This is a genomic window from Nocardia sp. NPDC056564 (genome assembly GCF_042793755.1).
Classification (GTDB): domain Bacteria; phylum Actinomycetota; class Actinomycetes; order Mycobacteriales; family Mycobacteriaceae; genus Nocardia.
This window is the reverse complement of record NZ_JBHTUR010000018.1, coordinates 220133-226466: the sequence shown is the minus strand read 5'-3', so window position 1 is coordinate 226466 and position 6334 is coordinate 220133. Positions and strand designations below refer to the sequence as shown.

The following is a 6334-nucleotide window of genomic DNA, read 5'->3' as shown; positions in this document are numbered from 1 at the left end:
CCTCGCGCCCCGTGCTGGGCGCGAGGTCGCCGTCGTACGGCACGCAGGTGATCTCATCGCCTTCGGCGCGTCGCGTCCGGCACCACATAATGATGTTGCTCAGCGGACGCCGACGAACGAGGCACCATGCGACTTGGCAGTGTGATTGTCGTGCTCTGGCTGGTGATCGGGGTGATCGCCGCGGGCCAGCGCCATTACTTCGACAGCGGCCCGGTCAATTGCGCCGGCTTCGGCAGTACCGCGCTCACCGTCCTCGCCGGTCCGCTCAACTACGTCGGGGTGAATCCGAAGATCGCCGACTGCAACGTTCCGCAGCCCAGCCAATGACGGATAATCGCTGATCAGGCGGGTAATCTCCGGTGGGGGAGCACGGAAGGGAGCGATGACATGCGCGACCGGGAGATTCGAGACCGCGGTTTCAGCGGACGAGCAGTGCGTCACACCGGAACCCGGATGTTCAGCACGCTGCTGCTCATCTGGTGCGCCATCGGCCTGATCGCCGCGGGTCAACGCCACTATTTCGACAGCAGCCCGACGAACTGCGCCGGCTGGGGCACGATCGCCCTCACGGCGCTCGCCGGTCCGCTCAACTACCTGGGCGTGAACCCGAAGGTCGACGACTGCACGTTGCCGCAGCCGAGCCAATAGAAATCGCCCCCACCCGGTTGGCCGAGCGGGGGCGAATCTTTCCGAATCAGCCGACGTCGGCGGGCAACTTCGCCTCGCCCGGCGTCGGCTGCCCGCGCAAGGCGAACAGCTTGGCGCCCTCCACGTCGATGTCCGGCACGATCTTGTCCAGCCACTTGGGCATCCACCAGGCCCACTTGCCCATCAGCGCGAGCAGCGACGGGATCAGCACCATCCGGACGATGAACGCGTCGAACAGCACGCCTGCCGCCAGCGCGAAACCCATCATCTTCGCGGTCACGTCGGTCTCCAGCAGGAACGAGCCGAACACCGAGATCATGATGACCGCCGCCGAGGTCACCACGCGGGCCCCGTGGTGATACCCGCTGATCATCGCCTCCTTCGGCGGCTTACCGTGCACGTACTCCTCGCGCATCCGGGTCACCAGGAACACCTGGTAATCCATCGCGAGGCCGAAGACCAAGCCCACCAGCATGATCGGCAGGAAGCTCACGATCGCCCGCGGATCCTGGATCAGCCCCAGCTTGCCCTCCTGGAAGATCAGCACCGTCGCGCCGAAGGTGGCCGCCATCGACAGCAGGAAGCCGAGCGCGGCGGTCAGCGGCACCAGAATGGAGCGGAAGACCAGGATCAGCAGGATGAACGCGGCGCCGGCCACGATCGCCATGTACGGCACGATCTTGCCGAGCAGCACGTGGTCGATGTCGGCGTAGATGGCGGTGGTGCCGGTGATGCCGTATTTCATCCCGTACTGCGATTCCAGCCGCCCCTCGGCGGCGCGCGCGTCGCGGACCAGGTCCTTGGTGGACTGGTCGTTCGGGCCGGACTTCGGCACGCCGTTGATCAGCGCGCCCAGCCCGTCCTGGCTCAGTCGCGGCTCGGTCACGTAGTCCATATCCGGCGAGCTCGCGAGCTCGTCGTGCAGCGAGGCCAGCGCCGCGGCGCGCTTGTCCGCCGGGACGTTCGCCAGATCGACCGCGACCTGGAGCACCCCGTTGCTGCCCTCGCCGAATCCGGCCGTGCGCAGCTCGTAGGCCTTCCGGACGGTGGAGGTCTTGGGCATGCTGTCCTCGCCGGGCAGACCCAGATTCATATTGGTCGCCGGCAGGGCGAGCAAGCCGAGCACGACAATGCTGAGCACCAGCGCGACCGCGGGCGCCTTGCCGATGGCCTGGCCGAAGCGCATGCCGTTGGTGACCGAGCTGTCGTCCTCCGGATCGTGCTGGGCGATGATCGGCAGCTTCGGCTTGAACAGCGCCCCGCCGAACGCGCCGAGCAGCGCAGGCATCAGCGTGATCGCGGTGAGCACCGCGAACGCCGCGGCGACCGCGCCGCCGAGACCCATGAAGGTGAGGAATCGAACCCCGACGATGCTGAGCCCGACCAGCGCGATGATGACGGTGAGCCCGGCGAACACCACCGCCGAGCCCGCCGTGCCGAGCGCGGTGCCGGCCGCCTCATCTGGTGAATCCTGTACCGCCAGTTCATGTTTGTAGCGCGAGACGATGAACAACGCGTAGTCGATGGACAGCGCGATCCCGATCATCGACGCGAGGAACGTGGTGAAGCTCGGTATGGAAAGGAACGACGTCCCGAGGAAGATCAACGAGGTCGCCGCGCTGAGCCCGACCACCGCGGTGATGATCGGCACGAAGGCGGCCACGATCGCGCCGAACGCGACGATCATGACGATCAGCGCGACGGCCATGCCGATCAGCTCGGATTTACCGCTCGGCGCCTGCTGCTCCATCGCGATGGTGCCGCTCATCTCGACCGTCAAACCCGCCTCGCGCGCCTGATCGGCCACGTCGTAGGCGGCCCTGCGGCTGTCCGCGGTGACGTCGGTGAAGTTCTTGATGCCGAACGGCACGCTGAAGAACGCCACCGTGTCCCGATCGGTCTTGTTGAGCACGTTCAACGGCGCACCGCTGCACTTCGAGGCGTCCGGCTCGGCGACCAGGCAGCCCATCTGCTCGGTGGCGGTGATCGGGTTCGGGATCGGCTTGCTGTGGTCGACGATGCCGAGCTGGTTCAGCCTGTCGATCAGCGCGTCGATCGCCTGCCGGTTGACCGGGTCGGTCAGCTTCTGGCCCGCGGGCGCGCCGATCACGTAGGTGCCGGTGACGGCGTCGAACTTGAAGCCCTCGGACATCCCGGGGAAGTGCTGGTCGAGGATCTGCGTCGCGCGTTCCGACGGCAGGTTGGGCATGCTGAAGTCGTCGCTCATCGGCTCTTTCAGCTGGGCGCCCAGGCCGGCGAGGACCAGGAAACCGACGATCCAAATGGGTAGCACTATCCACTTGTGGCGGAAGGCGAACTTTCCCCACCGGTATAGATACACGGACACAGGGTTCTCCTCGCGGTGATCGAGTCGTGCCGGATCGAACGACATAACGCGCGCGGGCCGACTGCACCCGCCGGGAATTACCGAGCTGGAGAGATCGAAACTCCTCTGAGTCTGCTGCGGTCGGCCTACAAGATCAAGAACCTGGAACCGACTCGGCCCCGCACCCGGGGAACGGGTGCGGGGCCGAGTGCGGGGCTACCGGCGATCAGCTGACGCTGACCGGCACCTGCACCGTGTCCGCCGAGCGCTGCCGCAATTCCCGCAGCTTGGCGCCTTCGACGTCGATATCGGGCACGATCCGGTCCAGCCACTTGGGCATCCACCAGGCCCACTTGCCCATCAGCACCAGCAGCGACGGGATCAGCACCATCCGGACGATGAACGCGTCGAACAGCACGCCTGCCGCCAGCGCGAAGCCGAACGACTTCGCGGTCACGTCGGTCTCCAGCAGGAACGAGCCGAACACCGAGATCATGATGATCGCGGCCGAGGTCACCACGCGGGCACCGTGGTGGTAGCCGGCGACGACCGCTTCCTTCGGCGACTTGCCGTTGACGAACTCCTCGCGCATCCGGGTCACCAGGAACACCTGGTAATCCATCGCGAGGCCGAACACCAGGCCGATCAGCATGATCGGCAGGAAGCTGATCAGCGGATGCGGATCCTCGATCAGCCCGAACTTGCCCTCCTGGAAGATCAGCACGGTCGCGCCGAACGTCGCACCCATGGACAGCAAGAACCCGAGCGCCGCGGTCAGCGGCACCAGGATCGAGCGGAACACCAGGATCAGCAGCACGAACGCGGCACCGGCCACGATCGCCAGATACGGCACGATCTTGCCCAGCAGCACGTTGTCCACATCGGCGAAGATGGCGGTGGTGCCGGTGATGCCGTACTCCATGCCGAATTCGCCCTGCAGCTGGCCTTCCGCGGCGCGGGCGTCCTTGACCAGGTCCTTGGTGGCCTGGTTGTTCGGCCCGGACTTGGGCACGCCGTCGAGCAGCACGCCCTGCTTGTCCTCGCTCCACTTCGGCTCGGTCACGTAGTCCATGCCGGGGTAGGCGGAGAGCTTGTCGCGCAGCGCCTTCACCGCGTTGTCCCGGTTCTCCACCGGCACCTTGGACAGGTCGGCCGCCACGTTCAGCACGCCGTTGCTGCCCTCACCGAACCCCTCGGTGCGCAGCTCGTAGGCCTTGCGGATGGTGGAGGTCTTGGGCTGGCTGTCGTCGCCGGGCAGGCCGAGGTTCAGTCCGGCCGCAGGCGCGGCGAGCGCACCGAGTACCAGCACGCTGAGCCCGAGGGCGAGCCACGGCGCCTTGCCGATCAGCCGGCCGAAGCGCATGCCGTTGGTGACCGAGTGGTCGTCCTCCGGGTCGTGCTGGGCGACCAGCGGCAGCTTCGGCTTGAACAGGGCCTTGCCGAACGCGCCGAGCAGGGCAGGCATCAGCGTGATCGCGGTGAGCACCGCGAACCCGGCGGCGATCGCGCCGCCCAGACCCATGAAGGTCATGAACTGCACGCCGACGATGCTGAGCCCGCCGAGCGCGATGATCACGGTCAGACCGGCGAACACCACCGCGGACCCGGCCGTGCCGAGCGCGGTGCCCGCCGCCTCCTCCGGCGAATCCTGTACCGCCAGTTCATGTTTGTAGCGCGAGACGATGAACAACGCGTAGTCGATGGACAGCGCGATGCCGATCATCGAGGCCAGGAACGTGGTGAAGCTCGGCACCTCGATCACTGAGGTACCCAGCATGATCAGCGAGGTGGCCGCGCCGAGGCCGACGATCGCGGTGACGATCGGCACGAAGGCGGCCACGATCGCGCCGAACGCCACGATCATCACGATCAGCGCGACGCCCATGCCGATCATCTCGGACTTGCCGCTCGGCGCCTCCTGCTTGGACGCGATCGAGCCGCTCATCTCGACGGTCAGGCCGGCGTTGCGGGCGTCGGCGGCGACCGCGTAGGCCGCGTCGCGCTCCTTGTCGGTGACGTCGGTGAAGCTCTTGATGGTGAACGGCACGTTCAGCACCGCGACCGAGTCCGGCACGGTCTTGCTGAGCACGTTCAGCGGTGCGCCACTGCACTTGCCGGGATCCGGATCGGCCAGGCAGCCCATCTTGTCGGCGGCCTCGATCGGGTTCATCAGCGGCTTGCTGTGGTCGACGATGTCGAGCTCACCGAGCTTGGCGAGCAACGCGTCGACGGCCGTGCGGTTCGCCGGGTCGGTGAGCTTCTGCCCGGCCGGCGCGGCGATCACATAGGTGCCGGTGACCGCGTCGAACTTGAACGCGGCGGAGGCGCCGGGAAAGTGCTTGTCCAGAATGTCGTTGGCCCGCGCGGACGGCAGGTCCGGCATGCTGAAGTCGTTGGTCATCGGCTTGCTGAGCTGCGAACCGAGCCCGCCCAGGAGGACGAACAGGACCAGCCAGACCGGGAGTACGATCCACTTTCTTCGGAAAGCGAACTTTCCCCATCTATAGAGATATACGGACACGAAGGATCTCCTAGCGATGCTGGGGGTGCTGATTCGAGCCGGTGACAGCACTCGCGGGGGTGCCCTGCCTGTCCCCCGCCTCCACGTGACGCTTTCTGCCTACCGTGCGGTAGGTAGACTATCCGGGGTCTAAGCGGAGGTGCAACCTCAATTTCGCTGGCACCGTTAGCTCGGCGCACGATTGGTGAGAGGATCATCCGATGGCCGCCCGTTCCACCTCCGCCACCGTTGCCGCTGGTCGGGGGACGAAATCCGCGATTCGCGACGCCGCGGTGAAGCTGTTCGGCGACAAAGGATTCGAGCAGACGAGCCTGCGCGAGGTCGCGGATGCGGTAGGAATCACAAAGGCATCGCTCTACTATCACTACGCCTCGAAGCTCGATCTGCTGCACGCGATCATCGATCCGATCATCGATCACATGCGTTCGGTGGTGGCCGATCTGGACCAGGCGACCAGGGACGCGGACGGCATCCGGGACGTGCTGCGCAACTACCTGCGCGGCATGGTGCACCATCGCGCCGCGGGCGCGCTGGTGCTGCGGGACACCGTGACGATCATCAACGCCATGGCCGACCGGCACCCCGACCTGGTCGACGACGATCAGACCCTGCGCGAATGGCTGGCCGGGCCGGACGCCACCGACGAGGCCAGGCTCCGGGCCAGCGCGGCGCTGGCCATGCTCGGCGTGGCGCTGATGTCGCGCGAGTTCGCGCCGGGCGCCGACGACGCGCTGGTGGAGACCACGCTGCTCGATGCGGCGACCTGCGTGCTCAACCCGCGCGACGGCGCGTAGATTGCAGCTACTCGAGGACCCAACCGGATAACGCCAGGAGAAGCT

Annotated in this window: 5 protein-coding genes; 3 read left to right on the top strand and 2 right to left on the bottom strand. The window is 66.6% G+C overall.

What is annotated here, in order from left to right; genetic code table 11:
• Positions 1-126: 126 nt before the first annotated feature.
• Positions 127-327 carry a hypothetical protein gene (locus tag ACFQ9K_RS34620; protein WP_378727143.1) on the top strand — a complete coding sequence of 67 codons (201 nt, stop codon included), beginning with the start codon at positions 127-129 and terminating at the stop codon, positions 325-327.
• 126 nt (positions 328-453) lie between these two features.
• The gene (locus tag ACFQ9K_RS34615) at positions 454-648 is read left to right on the top strand and encodes a hypothetical protein (RefSeq protein WP_378727145.1); all 195 of its coding nucleotides are present in this window, start codon (positions 454-456) and stop codon (positions 646-648) included.
• 46 nt (positions 649-694) lie between these two features.
• Here ACFQ9K_RS34615 and ACFQ9K_RS34610 read toward each other — a convergent pair whose 3' ends face one another.
• Together ACFQ9K_RS34610 and ACFQ9K_RS34605 are read right to left on the bottom strand one after the other, a co-directional pair.
• A complete protein-coding gene (locus ACFQ9K_RS34610; RefSeq protein WP_378727147.1) occupies positions 695-2995 on the bottom strand; it encodes an MMPL family transporter in 2301 nt (766 codons plus the stop codon).
• 205 nt (positions 2996-3200) lie between these two features.
• Positions 3201-5495 (bottom strand): MMPL family transporter, encoded by a 2295-nt coding sequence (locus tag ACFQ9K_RS34605; protein ID WP_378725608.1) that lies wholly within the window; start codon positions 5493-5495, stop codon positions 3201-3203.
• Positions 5496-5695: 200 nt separating this feature from the next.
• On the opposite strand from ACFQ9K_RS34605, the gene ACFQ9K_RS34600 reads away from it, so the two are divergent.
• Positions 5696-6289 (top strand): TetR/AcrR family transcriptional regulator, encoded by a 594-nt coding sequence (locus ACFQ9K_RS34600; protein ID WP_378725610.1) that lies wholly within the window; start codon positions 5696-5698, stop codon positions 6287-6289.
• Positions 6290-6334: the final 45 nt, after the last annotated feature.

Excerpts from the sequence above, each read along its gene's own strand:
- ACFQ9K_RS34620 (WP_378727143.1), top strand. The coding sequence starts at position 127 with ATGCGACTTGGCAGTGTGATTGTCGTGCTCTGGCTGGTGATCGGGGTG.
- ACFQ9K_RS34615 (WP_378727145.1), top strand. The coding sequence starts at position 454 with ATGTTCAGCACGCTGCTGCTCATCTGGTGCGCCATCGGCCTGATCGCC.
- ACFQ9K_RS34600 (WP_378725610.1), top strand. The coding sequence starts at position 5,696 with ATGGCCGCCCGTTCCACCTCCGCCACCGTTGCCGCTGGTCGGGGGACG.